The following is a 20,597-nucleotide window of genomic DNA, read 5'->3' on the forward strand; positions in this document are numbered from 1 at the left end:
CGACCGCGCGTCTCAGACGACGAAGGTTCGGCCGGATCACAACAGAACAGGGAGAGGTAGCTGCCATGGCGCCGTCGCGAGCGGTACGGGACGCCGAGGAAGAGCCCGCCGACGGGGAGAAGAAGCGCGGCTCCGCCGCCGGGCGGCCGAAGAGCCGGCCCGCCGCCGGGCGGAAAAGGAGCACTGCCGCAGGCGGGCGCAAGAAGAGCGCCGCGGCGGGGGAGCGGAAGAAGAGCGCCGCGGCGGGCGAGCGGAAGACGACCAGGCCCGTCACCCGGCGAAAGCGGCCCGCGACCAGGGAGAAGCGGATCAGGCACGCCACGGCGGGGTCTCCGTTGAGCGTGTTGCTCGTCTCGGTCGGCGTGCTCGTCGCGGTGGGAATCCTCGCCTTGGCGGGCTGGCTGCTGACCTTCCCACTGGACGACTTCCGCTACTCGTCCGGGCTGTCCGGAACCCAGGGCACGTTCACGGCCGTACGGTGCCACGCCACTGGATCCGGCAAGGACGGCTCGCGCGTCTGCACGGGGACGTTCGTGCCGGCCAAGGGCGGATCGGTCGACCGGTCGGCTCGGGTCCGTGACGCCCGGATCGACGTCGGCAAGCCCGTCACGGCGCGCCGCAAGACCGATGGCGGGTACGTCCGGCCGGGTGCGGCGAACGCCGGGACGAACCTCGCGACCGCCTTCGGAATCGTCGCCCTCGCCGCGTTCCTGCTCGTCGTGCTCTGCGTGGCGCCGAAGAACATCAAGGTCGGCGGCTTGAAGCGGCTGCGGCAGAACCCCCCGCCCTGGGGAACGCTGTTGTCCATCTTCGTCCCGTTGTTCGGCGCGTCCCTGGTGTTGGCCGCCCTGTCCGCTCTTCTCGGCCACCTGCTCGCGCTCATCTTCTGACGGCCCGCCGCTCACAACCGCCCCTCCCCGGCCGTGACGCCGACCGGAAAGCTCGGTGAAGGCGGCGGGGGAGGGGCGATTTCGGCGTCGTTCGCCCCGCTTCGCGACGGCGATTACCGAGTCTTTCGTGCAGCCGGGGACAGGCGATCGCGCCGGTCGAGGCTCGCGGGTCAGTCGGCGGCGGTGCCGACCACCCGGTGCGGGGTGATGCGGACGACCACGCGGATCACCTCTGGCATTGATCACGGACCTCAACGTACGGGTACCCCCGCGCGGCGCTCTCCGATTCTCCTCGCAGGTTCCGCGCGGTACAGGCTTCGGGCCTTCGACGCGGTGGCCGATTCACGACGCGGGGCCTGCCGATTTCCGGTGGCGATCGCGGCTGGCAGACTGCCGGTCATGAACGCGCCGCCGCCGATCCCCGCGGACCTGGCCCGTCTGCTGCGGCGCGGTTTCGCGCTGGAGTACCTCACGCTCGGCTGGAACGTGGCCGGCGTCGCGGTCCTGGCCGCCGCGGCCATCGCCGCCCGATCGGTGGCATTGGCCGGGTTCGGGCTGGACTCACTGATCGAGATCGGTGCCTCGGTGGTGGTGGTGTGGGAGCTGTCCGGCACCGGTGAGTATCGCCGGCGCCGTGCTCTGCGCCTGATCGCCGTCGCGTTCATCGGCTTGGCCGTGTATCTGCTGATCCAATCCAGTTGGGCGCTGGCGTCCGGGCACCGGGCCGCGCACAGCCCCGGCGGAATCGCCTGGACCGCCGTCACCGCCGTGGTCATGGCCGCCCTCGCCTACGGCAAGGCGCGCACCGGCGCGGCCTTGGGCAACCCGGTCCTGTCCGCGGAGGGCCACGTCACGCTCGTCGATGCGGTCCTGGCCGCTGCGGTTCTGACCGGGCTGGTTCTGAACGCCGCGGCCGGCTGGTGGTGGGCCGATCCCCTCGCCGGCTACGTACTGGTGTTCTATGCCGTCCGAGAGGTCCACGGCCTCCTCACCGGCCGGCACTGAGGAGGCCATCATGGTCTGGGACATCGTGATCGCGGTCGTGGCCGGGCTCGCGGCGCTGTGGCTCGTGGTCATCGCCGCGCTGTGGATCACCAAGGGCCGCTTCGACCTGACGGCGCTGCGCGAAGCCCTGCGGATGCTGCCCGACCTAATACGCCTGCTCAAACGCCTGGCCGCCGATCCCACCCTGCCCCGCGGCGTACGAATCCGGCTGTGGCTGCTGTTGACCTACCTGCTGCTCCCGATCGACCTGGTACCCGACTTCATCCCGATCATCGGGTACGCCGACGACGCCATCATCGTCGCCCTCGCGCTGCGCTCGGTCATCCGCCACGCCGGCCCGGAGGCGGTCGAACGCCACTGGCCTGGAGCCGGCGACGGCCTGACCGCGATCCTGCGCCTCGCCGGCGCCTCGCCGTCCGCGACGAGTGAGGAGGCAACGCCAGAGGATCGGACGTCGAAACGAGGGCGAATACTCAGGCGGCGGTGACTCGTGCGCGGGTGGCAGTGCGCTGCCGGCCTCAGGACGAGATCGCCCCGGCGTCCGGGGGGACAGGTTTCCGGTCAGGTGCGGTGTGGTCAGGCGGCGGGCCTGGTCGCGGGCCGGGCCTTGAAGGAGATGGCCTCCATGAGGGCCTTGTGCTTGGTGTTCTGGAAGGCGGCGACCTTCCAGTCGCCGGTCTCCTGACGGACCAGGGTGTAGGTCTGGATCTTGTGGAGCCTGCCGGGGCGCCGCCCCTTGTGAACGTCGCCGCGGGTGATGACGACGGCGGTGTCGGGGCCGGTGAAGCGGATGTCGACGATCTCGCTGGCGAGCCGGGTGCCCTTGAGGAAGCTCTCGAACAGGGCCTGGTGGGCGGTGCCGATCTCCGTGCCGCCGATGTAGAGCGTGCCGACGTAGGTGATGTAGGTGGCGTCGGCGGTGAACTCCGCGCCGTAGGCGGGCCCGTTGCCGGCGTTCCAGGCGGCGGTGAGACGGTTCAGGACGGCGGCGACGGCGGCGGCGGAAGAGTCCATGGTTCAAACTCCCTCTGGTAGCTTCTCTTGAGAACTTACTTCTCTGGAGATTTATCTTCTCTGAGGAAGAGATTAGAGAGGGGCATGGGACGTGTCAACATCCGAGGACGCGGGAGCGGTCTACCGGCGCTATCTCAGCGCCGTGCTGCTGCACGGCCAGGCCAGCGCCAAGGCCGTCGACCTGGGCGCGACCGACCTGTACGCGCTGAACATCCTGGAGCTGGGCGGCTCCATGACCCCGGGCGAACTCGGCCGCCGCACCGGCCTGACCACGGGGCCCACCACCCGGTTGATCGACCGCCTGGAGCAGGCCGGTTACGTGCGCCGCGTCCCCGCCCCGGACGACCGCCGCAAGGTCATCGTCGAACTCGTCGCCGGCCCCGGCGGTCTCGACGAGGCTCTGGCTCCGGCCCGTCAGAAGATCGGCGCCATCGTCCAGGGCTACTCGCCCCAGGAGCGGGCCGTCCTCTTCGACTATTTCGCGCGCGCCGCCGACGCCTATCTGGAGGCCACGACGGAGCTCCACGGCGAGCGGACCGGTTGACGGCGCCGGACGCTTGACGACCGTGCCCAAGGAGCCGATCGCGGGGTGCCCGTCCCAAGAGAGCGAGGACAGGGCATGGGACGCGACGGCGGGTCGGCGCGGACTGCCGCACGGCCGGAGCGCGGCGCGGGCTCGGTCACCGGGCCTGCGCTCCGCGGCGTCGCGGGTGTGCTGGTCGCGATCGGGGTGCTCGTCCTGGCGGGCCGACTGATGCTCTTCCCGTTCGACGGCTTCCGCTACGCGGCGGGGCTCGCCGGGACGACCGGAACGTTCACCGCCGCACAGTGTCACACCGTCCCGTCCGGTTACGGCAGCAGGCGGGACTGCACGGGGACGTTCGTGCCGGCGAGGGGCGGGGCCGTCGACCACGTCGTCCGCGTCACGGCCACGCGAGTCCACGTCGGCGGGTCCATGACGATGCGCCGGCGGTCGGACGGCGGGTACGCCCAGCCGGGCCTGTCGAACGCCGCATTGGGTCTCGCAGGGGTCTTCGGGATCGGGAGCCTCGCCGCTCTCGCGCTGCTGGTGCTGTGCGTCCTCCCCAGGCGGGTCCGGCTGGAGCCCGGCGTGCCGATCCGCTCGAATCCGCGTCCCTGGGGGACACTGTTGCCCCTGCTCGGCTGGTCGTTCGCCGTGCTCGCCGGCACGACGGTGCTGTGCTTCGTCGCCGCGATCCTGGTCGCGCTCGGCCAGGCGATCTTCTAAGGGGAGCGCGCGCCGCGGAGGCGGACGAAGCCCGCGCGCGGAGCCGCGTCAGCCCCCCGAGCCGCAGGTCAGAAGTGTCGGTGGCGCGCGAGACACTAAGAGGCAGTGGCAGTCGCAGGCAGGGAGAGACACGTGGCGACAGGCGTACCCGACGCGGTTCAGCAGCGTCATGCGGAGCTGGCTCAGGAGCTCGACGAGGCCAACTACCGCTATTACGTCCTCGACTCCCCGACGATCAGCGACGCGGACTACGACCGGCTGATGCGGGAGATCCGCGCGATCGAGGACGAGCACCCCGAGCTCGTCACGCCGGACTCCCCGACGCAGAAGGTCGGCGCGCCGATCACGACCGACTTCGCGACGGTCGAGCACCTCGAGCGGATGCAGAGCCTGGACAACGCGTTCAGCACCGATGACCTGTCGGCGTGGCTGACCCGCGCGGAGAAGGAGGTCGGCTCCGTGGCCAACTTCCTGTGCGAGCTGAAGATCGACGGGCTGGCGGTCAACCTGACGTACGAGAACGGCCGGCTCGTACGCGGCGCGACGCGCGGCGACGGGCGTACGGGTGAGGACGTCACCAACAACATCCGCACGATCGACGCCGTGCCGCTCCAGCTCGAGGGCGACGACGTTCCGGAGCTGCTGGAGGTGCGCGGCGAGGTCTACCTGCCGGTCGAAGCGTTCGAGAAGCTGAACGAGGGGCTGGTCGAGGCGGGCAGGGCGCCGTTCGCCAACCCGCGCAACGCCGCGGCCGGCTCGCTGCGGCAGAAGGACCCGCGGGTCACGGCGCGGCGTCCGCTGAGCATGATCGTGCACGGGTTCGGCGCGTGGCGCGGGGGCAAGCAGCCGGACAGCCAGTCGGACTCCTACGAGATCATGCGGTCGTTCGGCCTGCCGGTCAGCGACCGGTACAAGGTCGTCGACGGCCTCGACGACGTGCGGGAGTTCATCGAGTACTACGGTGAGCACCGGCACGAGCCCGCGTACGAGATCGACGGCGTCGTGGTCAAGGTCGACCAGCTCGCGCTGCAGCGGCGGCTGGGTTCGACCAGCCGGTGGCCGCGCTGGGCGATCGCGTTCAAGTACCCGCCGGAGGAGGTCAACACCCGGCTCCTCGACATCAAGGTCGGGGTCGGGCGCACCGGGCGGGTGACACCGTACGGCGTGATGGAGCCGATCAAGGTGGCGGGCTCCACGGTCGCGTACGCCACGTTGCACAACGCCGACGAGGTCAAGCGCAAGGGCGTGCGGATCGGCGACATGGTCGTCCTGCGCAAGGCGGGCGACGTCATCCCGGAGATCGTCGGCCCGGTGGACGGTCTGCGGGACGGCACCGAGCGGGAGTTCGTCATGCCGAGCGTGTGCCCGGAGTGCGGCACCGAGCTGCGCGCGCAGAAGGAGGGCGACGTCGACATCCGCTGCCCGAACGCCAAGGAGTGCCCGGCGCAGCTCCGGGAGCGGCTCTACTTCGTGGCCGGCCGGGGCGCGCTCGACATCGAGGCGCTCGGCTACGTCGCGGCGACCGCCCTCACCCAGCCGCTGGAGCCGGCGGACCCGCCGGTCAGGACCGAGGGCGACCTGTTCCACCTGACCGTCGAGCAGCTGCTGCCGATCAAGTCGGTGGTCCGCGAGCAGCGCACCGGCCTTCCGAAGATCGACGAGAAGACGGGCGAGGAGAAGGTCGTCACCTTCTTCGCGAACAAGTCCGGTGAGCCGAAGAAGACGGTCGAGAAGCTCTTCGAGGAGCTGGAGAAGGCCAAGAAGCAGCCGCTGTGGCGGGTGCTGGTCGCGCTGTCGATCCGGCACGTCGGGCCGACGGCCGCCCAGGCGCTGGCGCGGGAGTTCCGTTCGCTGGACCGGATCGCCGAGGCGTCGGAGGAGGAGCTGACGGCGGTCGAGGACGTCGGGCCGACGATCGCCGCGTCGGTCAAGGAGTGGTTCGCCGTCGACTGGCACCGCGAGATCGTCGAGAAGTGGCGCCGGGCGGGCGTGCGGATGGAGGACGAGGGCGCCGCGGCGGGCCCGCGGCCGCTGGAGGGCGTGACCGTCGTCATCACCGGGTCGCTGGAGGGCTTCAGCCGCGACTCCGCGACCGAGGCCGTGCAGAATCTCGGCGGCAAGGTGTCCAGCTCGGTGTCGAAGAAGACCGGGTTCGTCGTCTACGGGGAGAGCCCGGGGTCGAAGTACGACAAAGCGGTCAAGCTGGGCGTTCCGTTGCTGGACGAGGCGGGCTTCCAAGTGCTGCTGGAGAAGGGGCCGGATGCGGCCAAGGAAATCGCGACCGTCGGAGAGGAGTGATTGTCCCCAGAATCTGGTCATGTTGACCTGCGAGGCGATACTGTACGGTATCGATTGATTACTGAGGGGTGGTTCGGCGGCCGGGTGCAGGCGTAACGCAACGTGCGCAATCGGTTCCGCGAAGTTGCTCGGACGTCGTAGTCTCCCCTCAGCACTACTTGTGTCCGTCCAAACACCATCGCCTCCCCCCAAAGCGCAAGGTTTGGGTGTAACCCCCCGAGGACGTGATGAAGGACCCGAATAACACGCGGGACACGGTCCCGCGGCGTGGCTCTCCGTTGTGGAGCTACGTCGTCTGTGTCACGGTGGTCGGCGTCGCGGCCCTTGCCACCTCGCTCGCCTACCTGAGCGTCGGCGACCTTCGGACGCTGGTCGGCGCCCCGCTCTTCTGGATCCTGGCGTTGCTGATCGTGTCCGGCGAGCTCAAGCCGATCATCACGCCGGGCTCCACCGAGACCACCGGCGCGACGGTCTCCACGACCTTCACCTTCGCCACGCTCATCTACGCCGGCCTGCCGACCGCGCTGCTCCTGCACGCCATCGCCACGGTGGCGACCGGCATGCTGCGCCGGCGGGCCCTGCACCGGACCGCCTTCAACGTCGGGCAGTACACCCTGAGCTTCGCCGCGGCCGGGCTGGTGCTGCTGATGTCCGGCGTCACGGCGTCGCCGACGGACCCGTGGACGCCGCACGCCCTCGACCTGCCGACCACGCTGCTGGCCGGGGTCGCGTACTTCCTGGTCAACCTCGTGCTGGTCAACGCCGCGATCGCGCTGCACGAGCGCACCTCCGTGCTCAAGACCATGCGCTGGAACCTCGGCCTGCAACTCCTCGTGCACAGCGCGCTGCTCGGGCTGGCGCCGCTGGTCGTCGTGGTGATGAGCTGGTCGGCGGCGTTCGTCCCGCTGTTCGTCCTGCCGTTCATCGCGGTCTACATCAACGCCTCGGTGTCGGTCAGCCGCGAGTACCAGGCCCTGCACGACGGCCTCACCGGCCTGCCCAACCGCAAGCTCCTCATCATGCGCACCGAGGAAGCGCTTGCACAGGCGCGCCATGAGGCCGAGCGGGCCCTCACCGCGCGGGGCCGGGACCACGAGCCGCCCCGGCGGGTCGGCCTGTTCCTTCTGGACCTGGATCGATTCAAGGAGGTCAACGACACGCTCGGGCACCCGACCGGCGACCGCCTCCTGCAGCTCGTCGCGCACCGTCTCACCCACAGCGTGCGGCCCGGTGACCTGGTCGCGCGGCTCGGCGGCGACGAGTTCGCGGTGCTGCTGCCCACCGTGCGTGACGCACGCGGCGCCCGCGAGGTCGCGGCGCGGCTCCGGGCCGCGCTGAACGAACCGGTGCGCCTCGACGGGATGTCGTTCGACCTGGAGGCCAGCGTCGGCATCGCGCTTCACCCCGACCACGCGCCCGACTTCGAACTGCTGCTGCAGCGCGCCGACGTCGCGATGTACGTGGCGAAGGAAAATCGCACCGGGGTGGAGATCTATTCACCCGATCGGGACCGCAACTCGCCCGAACGCCTCGGCCGGCAGGGGCAGCTGCGCCGCGCCATCGACCGTCGCGAGCTGGAGCTGTTCTTCCAGCCCAAACTGTTCCTGGGCAACGGCCGCCCGGTCGGTATGGAGGCGCTGCTGCGCTGGCGGCACCCGCAGAAGGGCCTGCTGACCCCGGAGCAGTTCCTGCCGATCGCCGAGCAGACCTACCTCATGCGCGGCATCACCGACTTCGTGGTGGACGCCGCGCTGACCCAGGTCGCGCGCTGGTGGAAGGCCGGGCTGCGTGTCCAGGTCGCCATCAACGCCTCCGGCCGCGACCTGCTCGACTCGGCGCTCACCGAGATGATCGCGGCCGGGCTGCTCCGGCACGAGGTGCCGCCGCAGGCGCTGCAACTGGAGATCACCGAGCGGATCCTGATGAACGAACCGGCCTACGCCGCCGACACCGTCCAGGCGCTCGCCGCACTGGGCATCCCGCTCAGCCTGGACGACTTCGGCACCGGCTACTCCTCGCTCGTCCGGCTGAAGAGCCTGCCGGTCGAGGAGATCAAGATCGATGCCTCCTTCGTCAGCCGGCTCCGCGAGGCGGGCGACGACGCCATCATCGTCCGGTCGATCATCGATCTGGCCCGCACCCTCGGCCTGCGCTCGGTCGCCGAGGGCGTCGAGAACCCCGAGACCGAGCACCTCCTGCGCAACCTGGGCTGCGACGCCGGCCAGGGCTACCATTTCCAGCCGCCGATGACCGCGGCGGAGGCGACCGACTGGCTGCGCGAGCACGTCACGAAGCTCCAGGCGCCCGAGGGCGCCGCGCTCTGACGCGCCTCTTCGCCAGGCCTGCGTAAACCGCTTGTTAACCGGTCGTGGCCGGTTCCAGCCGCCCTCTAGGATGGCTGGGAACCCATCGATCGCAGAAACGGTTTCGACATGCTTAACGAGCACGCCGCCCAAGGCTCCGCCGCCGCGGGCCAGGCCCGCGGCGGCGGAGCCATCACCCGCGATGAGGTCGCGCACCTCGCCCGGCTGTCCCGGCTGGCGCTGCGCGAGGACGAGCTCGATCACCTCGCCACCCAGCTCGATGACATCATCTCCGCGGTCGCGCGCGTCCAGGAGGTCGCCGCCGAGGACATCCCGCCGACCTCGCACGCGCTGCCGCTGACCAACGTCTTCCGCACCGACGACGTGCGGCCCTCGCTCACGCCCGACCAGGCGCTGTCCGGCGCGCCCGCCGCCGAGGAGCAGCGTTTCAAGGTCCCGCGGATTCTCGACGAGGAGGCGTGAGCATGGAAATCATCAAGAAGACCGCGGCCGAGCTGGCCGGGCTGATCTCCTCCGGCGAGGCGTCGGCGGTGGAGGTCACCCAGGCGCACCTCGACCGGATCGCCGCCGTTGAGGGCTCCGTCAAGGCGTTCCTGCACGTCGACCCGGAGACCGCGCTCGCGCAGGCCCGCACGGTCGACGAGCGCCGCGCGGCGGGGGAGGCGCTGGGCCCGCTGGCCGGAGTGCCGATCGCGCACAAGGACGTCTTCACGACCACCGACATGCCGACGACCGCCTCCTCCAAGATCCTGGAGGGCTGGCGCCCGCCGTACGACGCGACCGTCACGCGGCGGCTGCGCGAGGCCGGGCTGGTCATCCTCGGCAAGACCAACATGGACGAGTTCGCGATGGGCTCCTCGACGGAGAACAGCGCGTTCGGCGCCACGCACAACCCGTGGGACCTGAATACGATCCCCGGCGGCTCGTCCGGTGGCTCCTCCGCGGCCGTCGCCGCGTACGAGGCGCCGCTGGCGACCGGTACCGACACCGGCGGCTCGATCCGCCAGCCCGCCGCGGTCACCGGCCTCGTCGGCATGAAGCCGACCTACGGCGGCTCCTCCCGGTACGGCCTGATCGCGTTCGCGTCCTCGCTCGACACGCCGGGCCCGCTGGCCCGTACGGTGCTGGACGCCGCGCTCCTGCACGAGGCGTTCTCCGGGCACGACCCGATGGACTCCACCTCGATCGACCAGCCGGTGCCGCCCGTCGTCGAGGCGGCGCGCCGCGCCGAGGTCGCCGGCCTGCGGGTCGGCGTCGTCAAGGAGTTCGGCGGCGAGGGCTACCAGCCGGGCGTGCTGGCGCGGTTCCACGAGGCGGTCGAGCTGCTCGAGTCGCTCGGCGCCAAGGTCGTCGAGGTGTCCTGCCCGCACTTCACCTACGCGCTGCCGGCGTACTACCTGATCGCGCCGTCGGAGTGCTCGTCCAACCTGGCCCGGTTCGACGGCATGCGCTACGGCCTGCGCGTCGGCGACGACGAGACCCGCTCGGCCGAGGAGGTCATGGCGCTCACCCGCGCCGCGGGCTTCGGGCCGGAGGTCAAGCGCCGGATCATGCTCGGCACCTACGCCCTGTCCAGCGGCTACTACGACGCCTACTACGGCAAGGCCCAGCAGGTCCGCACGCTGATCGCACGCGACTTCGACGCCGCGTTCGAGCAGGTGGACGTGCTGATCTCGCCGACGACGCCGACGACCGCGTTCCCGATCGGCGAGCGCGCCGACGACCCGATGGCGATGTACCTCGCCGACCTGTGCACGATCCCGTCCAACCTCGCCGGCAACGCCGCGATCTCGGTGCCGTGCGGCCTGGCGGACGAGGACTCCCTGCCGGTCGGTCTGCAGATCATGGCGCCGGTCCTCGCCGACGACCGGGTCTACCGCGTCGGCGCCGCCGTCGAGCGTGCCCTGCAGGACCGCTGGGGCGGCCCGCTCCTGGCCAAGGCCCCCGAACTCTGATCGGGCCCGAAGGGACTGAACTACCGATGAGCACTGAAACGCTCGTGCCGTACGACGAGGCGCTGGCGAGATATGAGCCGGTGCTGGGCATCGAGACCCACATCGAGCTGGGCACGAAGACGAAGATGTTCTGCGGGTGCGCGACCGAGTTCGGCGCGGAGCCGAACACCCAGGTCTGTCCCGTCTGCCTGGGCCTGCCCGGGTCGCTGCCGGTCACGAACCGCTCCGCGATCGAGGGCATCATCAAGATCGGCCTGGCGCTGAACTGCTCGATCGTCGAGTGGTGCCGCTTCGCCCGGAAGAACTACTTCTATCCGGACATGCCGAAGGACTTCCAGATCTCGCAGTACGACGAGCCGCTCTGCGTCGACGGCTACCTCGATGTCGAGGTCGAGGGGGAGACGTACCGCATCGAGATCGAGCGGGTCCACATGGAGGAGGACACCGGCAAGTCGCTGCACGTCGGCGGCGCCACCGGCCGAATCCACGGGGCCGACCACTCCCTCGTCGACTACAACCGGGCCGGCATCCCGCTCGTCGAGATCGTGACCAAGCCGATCGTCGCGACGGGGGACAAGGCGCCGCTGGTCGCGCGGGCGTACGCCACCGAACTGCGTGAGCTCGTACGCGCGGTCGGCGTCTCGGACGTGCGCATGGAGCAGGGCTCGATGCGCTGCGACGTGAACGTCTCGCTGATGCCCAAGGGCGCGTCCGAGTGGGGCACCCGCACCGAGACCAAGAACGTCAACTCGCTGCGCTCCGTCGAGCGCGCCGTCCGGTTCGAGATCGAGCGGCAGGCCGGCGTCCTGGACGCGGGCGGCAAGGTGATCCAGGAGACCCGGCACTTCCAGGAGGCCACCGGCACGACGACGAGCGGGCGCAGCAAGGAGGAGGCGCAGGACTACCGCTACTTCCCCGAGCCCGACCTGGTGCCGATGGCACCGTCGCGCGAGTGGGTCGAGCAGCTGCGCGCCGGCCTTCCGGAGCTGCCCGCCGCCCGCCGCCGCCGGGTGCAGGACGAGTGGGGCGTCGCCGACAAGGAGCTGCAGGACATCGTCAACGCCGGCGCGCTCGACCTGATCGAGGACACCGTGCGCGCGGGCGCCGAGCCGGCCGCGGCCCGCAAGTGGTGGATGAACGAGCTGTCCCGGCGGGCCACCGAGCAGAGTGTCGAGCTGGCCTCGCTGCCGGTCACCCCGGCCGACGTCGCGCGGGTGAGCGCGCTCGTCGCCGAGGGCAGCATCAACGACAAGCTGGCCCGGCAGGTCTTCGACGGCGTGCTCGCCGGCGAGGGCACGCCGGACGAGGTCGTCGAGAAGCGCGGCCTGAAGGTCGTCAGCGACGAGGGCCAGCTCGGCTCGGTCATCGACGAGGTCATCGCCGCCAACCCGGACGTCGCGGACAAGATCCGTGGCGGCAAGGTCGCGGCGGCGGGCGCGCTGGTCGGCGCGGTCATGAAAGCGACGCGCGGTCAGGCCGACGCCGGCCGGGCCCGCGAGCTGATCATCGAGAAGCTCACGAGCTGACGGCACGACCGGCCAGGACGGCAACGAACGGCGGCCCCGGACCCGTACGGGTCCGGGGCCGCCGCCGTACCGAGGATCTCTAGGGAACCCGGACGACGAAGGTCGTGGAGGCGGCCCCCTCATTGGAGTGGACGGTCGCGGTCACGGTCGCCACGCCGGATCCGACGGTGCGAATGACGCGGTCGCCCTCGATCTTGACCACCCGGGGGTCGTCACTGCGGTAGCTCACCCGCACCCCCGCGGGCAGCGGCGTGCTCTGGCCCTTGGTGACGTAGCCGTAGACGCTCTCGTCCTTCATCGACACCGTGAGCTGCGGGTCGATCGTGGTGCCCTTGTCGAAGGTCACCCGCTGGACGATGCCCTGGGCGGTGTCCCCGGCCTGGGCCGGCTTGGCGGTGACGACCGACGGCGACGGCTTCAGCGTGCCGTCGACCTTGATGTCGGCCTTCGCCGCGACGTCCCCGCTGGAGTCGCCGAGCCGCAGCTCGTACGTGCCCGGGTCGACCACGTAGCGGTTCGACGTCTCGTCGAAGAACGCGAGCTTGGACGCCGGGAACGTCAGGCGGACCGTCTTGCTCCGGTGCGGGCCCACGTCGACCTTCTGGAACGCCTCCAGCCGCTGGGCCGGGCGCTCCTTGGCGGCCGGCTCGAACGGCGTGCTCACGTACAGCTGCGGCACCGTCGTGCCCCGCGTGTCACCGTGGTTGGTGACCTTCGCGGTCGCGTGGACCGTGCCGTTCGCGTCCACCTTCTTCTCGACCTTCAGGTTCGAGTAGGTGAACTTCGTGTAGCTCAGGCCGTACCCGAACGGGTACGTGACGTCCCCGTTGAAGTACATGTAGGTGCGGCCGTGGCTGGTGGACGTGGGCCGGATGCCGTAGTCGCCGATCGCGGGGATCTGGCTCTGGTCCTTGTACCACGTGAACGGCAGCCGCCCGCTCGGGTCGGTGTTGCCGAGCAGCACGTCGGCGAGCGCGGCACCCTGCTCCTGCCCGTTGTAGGAGCTCCACAGCATCGCGGGCACCTGCGACTGGAAGCTGTTGGTGTCGATCTGACCGACGGTCTCCATGTACGCGATGGTGTGCGGGTTGCGCGCCGCGACCTGGCTGATCAGCGACGCCTGCGCGCCGGGCAGCGCCAGGGTGGTGCGATCGACGTCCTCACGTGAGTTGCTGGAGTTCGTGCCCGCGATGACGACGACCACGTCGTACTTGTCGGCCGCCGCGACGGACGCGTCGTCGATCGTGTTCAGGGTGCTGCCGGTGACGCCGGGGTAGTAGTCGACCGTGGCGTCCGGGTTGAGCTTCTGGATCGCGGCCTTGATGCCCTGGTAGGGGTTGACCTGCTTGGCGACGCCGGAGGGGCCCTCGTAGGTGGCGTACCCGCCGAGGAAGAGCGGGGACGGGTTGGCGTAGGCGCCCATGACCGCGACCTTGTAGGAGCCCTTGGCGGGAACCTTCAGCGGCAGCAGGCCGTCCTTCGCGCCGGCGGCCGGGGAGTTCTTCAGCAGCACGAGGCTCTGCTCGGCGGCCTGCTGCGCGAGCGCGATCCGCTCCGGGGTCTGGGTGACGGCCTTGTTGGCGTCGGAGTTGACCCAGGTGGTCCCGCCCAGGCGGGCGCGGGCGTCGCGGACCCACGGCACCCGGCCTTCCTGGTCGAACTCGCCGGTCTGGATCCGTGCGGAGAACAGTCGGACGAGGGAGACGTCGACGTCGTTCTCGTTGAAGACACCGGTCTGGGTGGTGATGTGCTTGGCGACCGCGTCGGGGACGGTGTTGCCGTAGTTGGACGCGTCGTGGTAGCCGCCGTTGCAGTCCAGATCCTCACCCGCGGTGATGGCGTAGGCCGTCCGGCCGTACTGGTCCAGCGGGGCGGACGCGCCCGGCGGCTGCCAGTGGTGGCCGCCCTGGATCTCGTACACCGCGTCGCAGTCGGAGGTGAAGTACCCGCCGAAGCCCCACGTCTGACGGGCAAGCGTGTCCATCAGCTGGACGCTCGCGGCGGCGGGGACGCCGTTGACCCGGTTGTAGGAGCTCATGATCGAGCCGGGGTTGGAGCTCTCGATGATGTTGCGGAACTGCGCCGTGTAGTACTCCCGCAGCGTCCGCTGGTCCATGTCGGACGTGCCGGTGCGGCGGTTGAACTCGCTGTTGTTGGCGGCGAAGTGCTTGAGCGTGGCCACCGCCTTGAGGTAGCCGTTCGCCGACTTCGGCAGCCTCCCGTTCTCGTCCTGGCCCTGCAGGCCGTTGACGTACTGGCCGGCGAGGTCGGCGGTCAGCGTCGGGTCCTCGCTCCAGGTCTCGTCGTTGCGGCCCCAGCGAGGGTCGCGGCCGAGGTTGACGGTGGGGGAGTAGAAGTCGAGGTTCTCGGTGTTGTTCGGCATCACCTCGCGGGCCTCGTCACCGATGGCGCTCGCGACCTTGTGGACCAGGTCGGGGTTCCAGGTGCTGCCCATCGCCAGGTCGACCGGGTAGGACGTCGTGTTCGTGGCGGGCGGCGGGTTCGACGTGCTGTTGGTGATCGCGGCGACGCCGTGCGATGCCTCGTTCCACCAGCCCCACGACGCGACACCGAGCCGGGGGATCGCCGGCGCGATGTTGCTGTTCATCTGCTGGGCCTTCTCGGCCAGCGTGAGACGGCCGACCAGGTCCGCGGCACGCTCGACGGGCGAGTAGTGAGGGTTGAGGTAGATCGGCGTCGGCGTGCTGTCGTCCGCCGACGCGGCGGGCATGCCGGTCGCGACGGCGGCGCACAGCGCCGCTCCCGTCGCGATCAGCGCGAGTGGTCTTCTCTTCACGGGGACTCCCAGGACGCACACCTGTGTCACGACCGTTCCTTGCGCTGGTCGCTGACACTTGGCGGGACTGTAGAAACGGCGGTTTATCAGCGTCAAGGAGTAAAAAAGGCCGACAACGGCCACTATTAATCCGGAGTCCGGATGAACCGCTACGGTGGCGGCATGCCGGAAGCTCCAGGGTCACTCACCTCTCTGCGGTCACGGAATCGCCTGCTCGTCGTGGAGACCGTGCAGCGGCGCGGCCGGATCAGCAGAGTCGGCATCGCCCGGGCCACGGGCCTGTCGCGCACCACCGTCTCGAGCCTCGTCGCGGACCTGCTCGCCGAGGGCGTCCTGACCGAGACGGCCGACGGCGCCGAACACCGCGCCTCGCCCGGCGGTGGCCGCCCCGCCACCCCGCTCACCCTCAATCCGGAGGGCGGCGGCGTCCTCGGCGTGCACCTACGCCACGCCGGGATCCGGGTGCTGTTCGCCGACCTGTCCGGCGGTGTGCTCGGCGAGCGGTACCAGGAGCTCGACGTCGACCACCGGCCGGACGACGCGCTCGCCTATGTCGCCGACACCGCGCTCGACCTGGTGGCGGCCGTGGGGCACGACGCCGGCCGCGTCTTCGGCATGGGGATCGCGGTCTCCGCCCCGATGCAGTCGCAGTCGCGCACGCTGCGGACCTCCTCGGTGCTGGCCGGCTGGACCGGCGTCGACATCGCCGCGCGCCTCCGGGAGCGCGTCGGCCTGCCCGTGCACGTGGGCAACGACGCGAACCTCGGCGCGCTCGCCGAATGGACCTTCGGCGCCGGCCAGGGCGCGGACGACCTGATCTACGTGATGCTGTCCGACGGCGTCGGCGCGGGGCTGATCCTGGGAGGCGAGCTCTATGAGGGGGCCACCGGATCGGCCGGCGAGCTCGGGCACATTCCCGTCCTCGACGGCGGGTACGTCTGCCGATGCGGCAACCGGGGCTGCCTCGAGACGGTGGTCGGCCTGCGCGCGCTCACCTCCGCCTTCACGCACACGCGCGGACCGGACACCACCATCGCCGACGTCGTGGCGCTCCTCGCGGCCGACGACCCCGGTGCGCGGCGGGTCACCACCGACGCCGGACGCATGGTCGGCCGCGCCCTGGTCGGCATCTGCGCCATGCTCGAACCGCGGCGGGTGGTCATCGGCGGCGAGGTCGCGGCGGTCGGCCGGCCTCTGCTGGAGGGCGTCCGCGACATGCTCACCCGGCAACTGCCTCCGCCGATCGGCCAGGAGGTCACCGTCACCGCCGGCCGCCTCGGCGATCGCGCCGAGGCGCTGGGCGCCATCGCGCTCGCCACCCAGAGCACGTCCGCGCACCTGCTCGCGCGATGACCGCCGGGTTCCGGCGGGACGGCCCGGATCCGGCCGCGCCGGAGCGGCCTCTACGATCGATCTGGACGGTCAGGAGGTCGGCAGGATGAAGGTCTGGGTCCCGGACAAGGAGATGGCGGAGGCGCTGGCGGACGTCGCCGGAGCGGAGGTCGACGTCTACCCGGGCGGAGACGATCTTCCCGGTGATCCGGCCGAGGTGGAGTTCTACGTCCCGCCGTTCGTCCCGACGCCGCAGAGCCGCACGATCCTGGCCCGGATGCGCGGGCTGAAGGTCCTCCAGCTTCAGACCGCGGGCGTGGACGCCTTCCGGCCGCACGTTCCGCCCGGCGCCGTGCTGTGCAACGGCCGGGGCGTGCACGACGCGAGCACCGCGGAGTGGACGGTCGGGGCCATCCTCGCCGCGCAGCACGACTTCCCGCGCTTCGCGGCCGCCCAGCGGGAGGGCCGCTGGGACTGGCACATGACCGACGCGCTCGCCGACCGCACGGTGCTGATCGTCGGGTACGGCTCGGTGGGCGCGGCGATCGAGCGGCGTCTGCTCCCGTTCGAGACCGAGGTCGTCCGGGTGGCCCGGACGCCGCGAGAGGGCGTCCACCCGGTGGGCGCGCTGCCGGAGCTGCTGCCTCAGGCCGACGTCGTCGTGCTGATCGTGCCGTTCACCGCGGAGACCACCGGTCTGGCCGACGCGGGGTTCCTCGCGCGGATGAAGGACGGCGCCCTGCTCGTGAACGCTGCCCGCGGACCCGTGGTCGACACCGACGCGCTGGTCGCGGAGGCGTCCCGGGGGCGGCTGCGCGCCGTGCTCGACGTCACCGACCCGGAGCCCCTGCCCGCCGGTCACCCCCTCTGGTCCGCGCCGGGCGTCTTCATCACCCCGCACGTCGGGGGCTCGACGCCGGCCTCGCGGCGGCGCGCCGTCGCCTTGGTGCGCCGACAGCTGGAACGTCGCGTAGGGGGCGAACCTCTACATAATGTGATAACTGGGTCCTACTAATCTGGTAAAGGCTTCTGTCCAGTGGTTTTGCCGTTCCGAACGGAATTCGGACCGGGGCTTTGCCGATCGGGGGCGATCGCAGCGTGAAAGCGCCCCGAAGCGCTCGGTGTCCGATTACGCAACGTCGCGAGTTGTCGCCGGGTGGACGCCCAGCCTCAATCGCTCCGTGACCTACGGACCGTACATTGAGTATCGAGGCTGACCAGAGTGACCGCCGCGTGGACGCTGCCGGAGATCCCGACGCGTCCGCGTTCGGTGCGATCCACCCGGTGGCGTCCCACCCGTGGGCCGTCACCCGTACCGGATGACACGGCATTCGACAGGCAGGTATACGCCACACCTGAGACGGCCTGGTGCCGTCGCCCGAAAAGTCATGCGTTCGGTACCCGGCGCGCGCTGTGCTCCGGAACAATCTGATCAAGAAACTTAGAGAGCGAGTAAGTGATGACCGGCGATCGGACGGAGCGGCGACGCTGGGGGATTCCGGCGGCCGCGCGGCCGTTCTACCCGGTGTTCGCGCTCGCCGTCGTCCACGCGATCGCCTTCCTGGCCGGCCGGGGGATCGACGGCGCCTGGCTCAGCGCCTGGGCGGCGGCGACCGCGGCCACCTCCCTCATGTTCGCGATGCGGCGGACGCCGCAGACCCCCGCGGGGAAGGTCGACCGGGACACCTGGCGCTGGTTCGGCCTGGCGGGGATGGCCTGGTCCGCCGGCGCGGCGGTCCAGGCGATCTCGCGGATCGTCTTCAGCCGGTCCGCGGTGGCGGTCTCCCCGGCGGACCTGTTCTTCCTGATCGCCCTGGGCACGATGACGGCGGGGTTCGTCATGCCCATAGGCCTGCCCCGCAGCGCCCGCCCCTGGCTGCGCTACCTCGCCGACACGTACGTCTGCGCCTGCGCGCTGTTCGTCGTCGCCTGGGTGGCGGTGTTCGACCGGCTCTACCGGATGTCCGGGGAGGGCTGGGCGCAGTTCCTCATCGAACTCCGCTATCCACTGCTGGACGCCGTGCTGGTCTGCGGGCTGCTGCCGATGGCGGTCGGCGCGCTGCGCGGGCACCGCCGCTCGGCCATGGTCGCCTACGGCGCCCTGGCCATCCTCACCGCGGCCGACGTCCTGTACGTCGTCGGCCGGCTCAACGGCCGCGGACCGTACGGCACCACCGCCGACCTGGCGCACCTGGCCGGACTGCTCCTCCTCGGCGCGGCCCCGTGGATCCTGCGCGGGGGCCACGGTGAGGCGACCCGGCGACGGCTGGTCGGGCCCGGACTCGCGCCGAGCGCCACGGCCGCCGCCGCGGCGATCTTCGTGGCCGGGCACACGCTGACCGGCGCGCACGGCCTTCGGCCGGTCGTCCCGATCATCGCCGGCTCCGCCGTCCTCGTCGTCCTCGCCCGGCTCGGCGAGCTCGTCCACGACAACGACCGGCTGCGGCACGCCGCCCGGACCAGTGAGAAGCACTTCCGGGCGCTCACCGAGAGCATCAACGACGTCGTGGTCATCTGCGGGCTCGACGGCGTCATCGAGTACGTCAGCGCGGGGGCCCAGCCGTCGTACCACTACACGGCCGAGGACCTGCTCGGCCGGTCGGTGACCGACGTCATCCACCCCGAGGACCTGCCCAGGGTGGTGGCGGCGGTCCGCCGGCTGTTCCGCGAGAAGAGCGACGAGGTCGTCCGCCTCGCCTGCCGGGTCCGCGCCGCCGACGGGACCTGGCTGCCCACCGAGTCCACGATCTGCCGGTACGGCTCGTCGGGCGGCGGATCCGCGGACCGGCTCCTGGTCACCGTGCGGGACTTCAGCGAGCAGGCCGCGCTGCAGCGGCAGGTCACCCATCTGACGTTCCACGACGGGCTCACCGGCCTGCCGAACCGCGCCTACTTCGAAGAACGCGCCCGCGAGGTGGTGGACCGCTCCCAGGGCACGGTCGCGGTGATCTTCGTGGACCTCGACGGTTTCACCGCCGTCAACGACTCGATCGGCCACGCCGGCGGGGACCAGGTGCTGGCGCAGGCCGCCCGCCGGTTGCGGGCCGGCGTCCTGGCCGACGACACCGTGGCCCGCTGGGGGAGCGACGAGTTCGCCGTGCTCGTGGAGAGCGCCACCGAGGTGCAGACCGTCGTCGACCTCGGCGAGCGGATCGTCCGGACGCTGGCGAGCGAGCCGTACCGCGTCGGCGACCGCAGCATCGTGCTCACCGCCAGCGTCGGCGTCGCCTTCACCGAGGACGGCATCGGCGGCCTCGAACTGATCCGCAACGCCGACGTGGCGCTGTCCCGGGCCAAGGACCTCGGCGGGGGGCGGGTCGAGGTGTTCGCCGCCAAGATGCACGCCGACGTCGTACGCCGGCTCGAGCTCGGCGGCGAGCTGCAGCGCGCCCTCACCGAGCAGCAGTTCACGGTGGAGTTCCAGCCGGTCGTCGAGCTCGGCACGTCGCGGGTCACGGGCGTCGAGGCGCTGGTGCGGTGGTGGCGCGACGGGGAGTTCGTGCCGCCTGAGGAGTTCATCGGCACCGCCGAGGAGTCGGGCCTGATGATCCCGCTCGGCAACTGGGTGCTGCGCGAGGCGTGCTGCCAGGTGGCCCGCTGGCGCGCGTCCGGCTGGGACATCGGGCTGTCGATCAACCTCCGTCCCCGGGAGATCGCCGCGCCGCGGTTCGTCGAGTCGGTGGCGACCGCGCTCGACGACAGCGGCCTGTGCCCCGAGATGCTCACCCTCGAGGTCGAGGAGGAGGTCCTGGTCGACGGCGGCGACGAGCTGATCGCCCGGCTGTCCGCGCTGCGCGACCTCGGCGTGCGGCTGGCCATCGACGACTTCGGCACCGGTTACGCCTCGCTGGCCTTCCTCCGGCAGTTGCCGGTCGACGTGATCAAGATCGACCCGTCGTTCGTCGCCGGCCTCGGCCGGGACGAGACCCTGACGCTCCTGACCCGCACGATCGTCCGGGTCGGCCGTGATCTCGGGCTGAGCGTCGTGGCCGAGGGCATCGAGCGACCCGAACAGCTCGAACTCCTCAAGGAGATGGGCTGCCCGCGCGGTCAGGGCTTCCTGGTCGCCCGCCCGATGGCGGCCCAGGGGGTCGAGGCGCTCGTGCGCACCAACCCGCGCGGCGAGGCGTCCATCCCCCTGCACGGCTCGGCGCTCTCCGCCGGCTGACCGACCCGCGCGGCGAGGCGTCCATCTGGGCGGACCTGT

General features: G+C 71.0%; 15 protein-coding genes. 13 read left to right on the plus strand and 2 right to left on the minus strand.

All coding sequences use genetic code 11. The features are described 5' to 3' along the window. Window positions 1-65: 65 nt before the first annotated feature. The 3 genes from ABD978_RS21705 (at window position 66) to ABD978_RS21715 (ending at window position 2,382) form a co-directional block, all read left to right on the plus strand. Window positions 66-890 (plus strand): hypothetical protein, encoded by an 825-nt coding sequence (locus ABD978_RS21705; protein ID WP_345357287.1) that lies wholly within the window; start codon window positions 66-68, stop codon window positions 888-890. A 399-nt stretch (window positions 891-1,289) separates the two neighbouring features. Beyond that, a complete protein-coding gene (locus ABD978_RS21710) occupies window positions 1,290-1,895 on the plus strand; it encodes a cation efflux transmembrane domain-containing protein (protein WP_345357290.1) in 606 nt (201 codons plus the stop codon). Between the two features lie 10 nt (window positions 1,896-1,905). Beyond that, window positions 1,906-2,382 (plus strand): YkvA family protein, encoded by a 477-nt coding sequence (locus ABD978_RS21715; protein ID WP_345357293.1) that lies wholly within the window; start codon window positions 1,906-1,908, stop codon window positions 2,380-2,382. Window positions 2,383-2,471: 89 nt separating this feature from the next. On the opposite strand, the gene ABD978_RS21720 is transcribed toward ABD978_RS21715, so the two are convergent. Beyond that, window positions 2,472-2,909, minus strand: coding sequence for an SgcJ/EcaC family oxidoreductase (locus ABD978_RS21720; RefSeq protein WP_345357296.1), 438 nt, complete (start codon window positions 2,907-2,909; stop codon window positions 2,472-2,474). A 91-nt stretch (window positions 2,910-3,000) separates the two neighbouring features. On the opposite strand from ABD978_RS21720, the gene ABD978_RS21725 reads away from it, so the two are divergent. The 7 genes from ABD978_RS21725 (at window position 3,001) to gatB (ending at window position 12,261) form a co-directional block, all read left to right on the plus strand. Beyond that, window positions 3,001-3,453, plus strand: a complete 453-nt coding sequence (locus ABD978_RS21725) for a MarR family winged helix-turn-helix transcriptional regulator (protein WP_345357299.1) — start codon at window positions 3,001-3,003, stop codon at window positions 3,451-3,453. A gap of 75 nt (window positions 3,454-3,528) precedes the next feature. Beyond that, a complete protein-coding gene (locus ABD978_RS21730) occupies window positions 3,529-4,158 on the plus strand; it encodes a hypothetical protein (RefSeq protein ID WP_345357302.1) in 630 nt (209 codons plus the stop codon). A gap of 132 nt (window positions 4,159-4,290) precedes the next feature. Beyond that, window positions 4,291-6,456, plus strand: a complete 2,166-nt coding sequence (ligA, locus tag ABD978_RS21735; RefSeq protein ID WP_345357305.1) for an NAD-dependent DNA ligase LigA — start codon at window positions 4,291-4,293, stop codon at window positions 6,454-6,456. A 227-nt stretch (window positions 6,457-6,683) separates the two neighbouring features. Then, complete coding sequence (locus tag ABD978_RS21740) at window positions 6,684-8,780, plus strand: putative bifunctional diguanylate cyclase/phosphodiesterase (protein WP_345357308.1); 2,097 nt, start codon at window positions 6,684-6,686, stop codon at window positions 8,778-8,780. Between the two features lie 108 nt (window positions 8,781-8,888). Next, entirely contained in the window at window positions 8,889-9,242 is a 354-nt protein-coding gene (gene gatC, locus ABD978_RS21745) for an Asp-tRNA(Asn)/Glu-tRNA(Gln) amidotransferase subunit GatC (RefSeq protein ID WP_345357311.1), read from the plus strand. Window positions 9,243-9,244: 2 nt separating this feature from the next. After that, on the plus strand, window positions 9,245-10,735 hold the full coding sequence (gatA, locus tag ABD978_RS21750) for an Asp-tRNA(Asn)/Glu-tRNA(Gln) amidotransferase subunit GatA (RefSeq protein ID WP_345357314.1): 1,491 nt from the start codon (window positions 9,245-9,247) through the stop codon (window positions 10,733-10,735). Window positions 10,736-10,761: 26 nt separating this feature from the next. Beyond that, window positions 10,762-12,261, plus strand: coding sequence for an Asp-tRNA(Asn)/Glu-tRNA(Gln) amidotransferase subunit GatB (gatB, locus tag ABD978_RS21755; protein ID WP_345357317.1), 1,500 nt, complete (start codon window positions 10,762-10,764; stop codon window positions 12,259-12,261). 79 nt (window positions 12,262-12,340) lie between these two features. On the opposite strand, the gene ABD978_RS21760 is transcribed toward gatB, so the two are convergent. Continuing rightward, window positions 12,341-15,058, minus strand: a complete 2,718-nt coding sequence (locus ABD978_RS21760; RefSeq protein ID WP_345357320.1) for a glycoside hydrolase family 3 C-terminal domain-containing protein — start codon at window positions 15,056-15,058, stop codon at window positions 12,341-12,343. Window positions 15,059-15,220: 162 nt separating this feature from the next. Here ABD978_RS21760 and ABD978_RS21765 point away from each other — a divergent pair, with 162 nt between their 5' ends. The 3 genes from ABD978_RS21765 to ABD978_RS21775 all read left to right on the plus strand — a co-directional run bounded on the left by ABD978_RS21765 (window position 15,221) and on the right by ABD978_RS21775 (window position 20,558). Beyond that, a complete protein-coding gene (locus ABD978_RS21765) occupies window positions 15,221-16,411 on the plus strand; it encodes an ROK family transcriptional regulator (RefSeq protein WP_345357323.1) in 1,191 nt (396 codons plus the stop codon). A gap of 85 nt (window positions 16,412-16,496) precedes the next feature. Further along, entirely contained in the window at window positions 16,497-17,405 is a 909-nt protein-coding gene (locus ABD978_RS21770) for a 2-hydroxyacid dehydrogenase (protein WP_345357325.1), read from the plus strand. Between the two features lie 444 nt (window positions 17,406-17,849). After that, window positions 17,850-20,558 carry a putative bifunctional diguanylate cyclase/phosphodiesterase gene (locus tag ABD978_RS21775; RefSeq protein WP_345357328.1) on the plus strand — a complete coding sequence of 903 codons (2,709 nt, stop codon included), beginning with the start codon at window positions 17,850-17,852 and terminating at the stop codon, window positions 20,556-20,558. The last annotated feature ends 39 nt before the right edge of the window (window positions 20,559-20,597 follow it).

The organism is Actinoallomurus liliacearum, from assembly GCF_039542035.1.
GTDB lineage: Bacteria > Actinomycetota > Actinomycetes > Streptosporangiales > Streptosporangiaceae > Actinoallomurus > Actinoallomurus liliacearum.